This is a genomic window from Bradyrhizobium sp. (assembly GCF_049586575.1).
In the GTDB taxonomy this organism is placed as follows: Bacteria; Pseudomonadota; Alphaproteobacteria; order Rhizobiales; family Xanthobacteraceae; genus Bradyrhizobium.
Window position 1 is genome coordinate 1 of sequence record NZ_JBAVCF010000424.1, and the last position, 2,898, is coordinate 2,898.

Genomic DNA, 2,898 nt, shown 5'->3' on the forward strand with positions numbered 1-2,898 from the left:
TTCGAGCGGCGAGCCAGAAAGAGCGGCGGCCAGGCGGTTTTCGAAAACCTGGGCGGGCGAGAAATTCTCGAATTGCAGATAAAATTCGGCGGTCATTTCGAGGGCGCGCTTGGGAATGAGGCCGACAATTTCGCTGCCCATGATGGAGGCGCCATAGCGCGTCGCTTCGCTGCGGACCATTTCGAAGACGCGGTGAAGCGGCGTCTGCTCATAGTCTGTCATATTGATGGAAACTTGCGCGACATGGCGCGCGCGCAAATCGACGCCCATCGCTTTCACGTAGCGCAAGCCGCCGCTCGAAAAGCGGATGGTCTTGGCGATTTTCTTGGCAATTTCGACGTCGGGCGTGTCGAGGTTGATGTTGTAAGCAATCAGAAATTTCCGTGCGCCCACAATTACTGCGCCTGCGGTGGGATGCAGCCGCGGTTCGCCGATGTCAGGGGCGCGGTCCGGATTCTTCAGGACTTCCTCGCGAACGCCCTCGAATTGGCCTTTGCGGACGCTTTCGAGATTCGTGCGCTCGGGGCGTAAAGCGGCAGCTTCGTAGAAATAAACGGGAATTTGGTAGCGTTTCCAGATTTCGTGACCGACTTTTTTCGCGAGCGCGACACATTCTTCGATGGTGACTCCGTCGACGGGGATGAACGGAATCACATCGGTAGCGCCGAGACGTGGATGTGCACCGGAATGTTTGGTGAGGTCGATCAGCTCGAGAGCTTTGCCAATGCCGCGAAGCGCCGCTTCAGCGACGGGTTCAGGTTCGCCTGCGAGCGTGACGACGCAGCGATTATGGTCGGCATCGCTTTCGCGGTCGAGGATGTAGACGCCTTCGACGGCTTGCATGGCGGCGACAAGCGCGTCAATTTTGGCGGCGTCTCGGCCTTCGGAAAAATTTGGCACGCATTCGATTAGATGTTTCATTCGAAAATGGCTTCCTTGTTATGAATTAACACTGTTCGATTCACTTTGTTGTGAGATGCGCGCCTGAATCAAGCGCGGCTGGAGCGTTCCCGAGCATAAATGATGCGGCCGCGCTTCATGGTCAGCGAACAATGATTCACACCAAAATAATAGGGAATTTCGCGGTAATCATCCAGATCGAACGCGGCGAGGTCGGCGAACTTGCCAACTTCGAGGGAGCCGATGCGATCGTGGCGCGCGAGTGAATATGCAGGGTTCATCGTGGCGGCAGTAATGGCTTCGGCGGGCGTCATGCGCATTTGCGTGCAAGCGAGAGACAAAATCGCCGGCATGGAAAGCGCCGGGCTGGTGCCGGGATTAAAATCGGTGGCGAGGGCGACGATAGCGCCTGCGTCGATGAGTTTGCGCGCGGGCCCGTATTGGGGGAGGCCGAGATGGAAGCAGCAGCCGGGAAGCATTGTGCAGGTGACGTTGGAGTGCGCGAGCGCGCGAATGTCGCCGGCGGATACTTTTTCGAGATGATCAGCACTTGCGGCGTGCATCTCGACGGCAAGTTGCGCCGCGCCGGTGCGCGCAATCTGCTCGGCGTGGAGGCGCAAAGCCAGGCCGCAGGCTCGCGCCGCGATCAGGATTGTTCGCGACTGAGCGACAGTGAATGCGCCACGGTCGCAAAACACATCGCAGAATTCGGCGAGATTTTCCGCCGCGACCTGCGGCAGCCACTGACGACAGATGAGTTCGACATAGGCATCCGGCGTTTTGCCCGCGCGATGGCGATACTCATGCGGGACAACGTGCGCGCCGAGAAAAGTGCGCACAATGTCGAGCGGCTGTTCGCGTTCGAGCTCCTGAAGAATCACGAGAATCTTGCGTTCGCTTTCCCATGTGAGCCCGTAGCCGGATTTTGCTTCGAGCGTGGTGGTTCCGTGCGCGGCGAATTGCGCGAGATGGGTGACCGCGCGATGTTTTAGCTCTGCGGGCGAGGCGCTGCGCAGTTTGCGCGCACTATTCAGAATGCCTCCGCCGGCGCGAGCGATTTCTTCGTAACTAGCTCCGCGAATCCGTTGCTCGTACTCGGCGGCGCGGGAGGCAGGGAAAACGAGATGCGTATGCGAATCAACGAATCCAGGGAGAACGACGCGTCCGCCGAGGTCAAGTTTGCGAGCGTGACGCGATTCGCGGAGGCTTTCGATACGGCGGCGCGGGCCGACGGCGGCGATGCGCCCGTCGCGAATCAGCAGCGCGCCATCGCGAATGATGCCCAGATCGCCGAGTGCGCGGCCACGACGCGGCACAGCTCCTCGAAGGGTAAGAAGTTCGGCGCATCCGGTGAGGAGGATGTTTTTTCGCCGGGGACGCGCTGAAGTTTTCGTCACGACTGCCCACGGTACTGAAAAGCGGCGCGACGCGCAAGCGTCGGCGCGGGTTGCCCCGCGGCGAAAGGCGAATGTCGCGGTATACTCGGGCGCGTTAATTCGTGAGGATGAACGAATCGGTTCGGGGGAAAAGAATGCGCAGACGGATCGCGGTTGTGGCGGTGATGTTCGTGGTGAGCGGGCTGGCATTCGCCTTTCTAGCGCGTGAAACGCGGCCCGCGCCAGCACAAGGCGGCGCGCAAGATCGCGAGTTCGACGTCGTGATACGCAACGGGCACATTATCGACGGCACCGGCTCGCCGTGGTATGCGGGCGACATTGGTGTACGCGACGGGCGCATTGCGACGATCGGGAATTTGTCGCGCGCGCATGCCAAGCAGGAGATTGATGCAGCAGGGCGCGTGGTTGCGCCGGGCTTCATCGACATGCTCGGGCAATCGGAAGTCACGATGCTGGTGGACCCGCATGTGCCGTCGAAAATATTTCAGGGAATCACGACGGAAATTACGGGTGAAGGCGATTCGATCGCTCCGCAGACGGACGCCACGTTGAAGGATGCCCATACCGAATATCAGCATTATGGAATTACGCCGGACTGGCG

2 protein-coding genes and 1 pseudogene are annotated in these 2,898 nt (G+C 59.9%); 1 reads left to right on the forward strand and 2 read right to left on the reverse strand.

Going from position 1 to position 2,898, the window contains the following annotated elements; translation table 11 throughout:
- Positions 1-921: glutamate formimidoyltransferase (gene ftcD / locus WB528_RS16890; protein WP_423889551.1), on the reverse strand; the 921-nt coding region annotated here is incomplete at its 3' end.
- 68 nt (positions 922-989) lie between these two features.
- Positions 990-2,525, reverse strand: a complete 1,536-nt coding sequence (gene hutI / locus WB528_RS16895) for an imidazolonepropionase (protein WP_423889552.1) — start codon at positions 2,523-2,525, stop codon at positions 990-992.
- A 32-nt stretch (positions 2,526-2,557) separates the two neighbouring features.
- Here hutI and WB528_RS16900 point away from each other — a divergent pair.
- Positions 2,558-2,898 (forward strand): annotated as a pseudogene (locus WB528_RS16900) (D-aminoacylase); the annotation flags it as partial.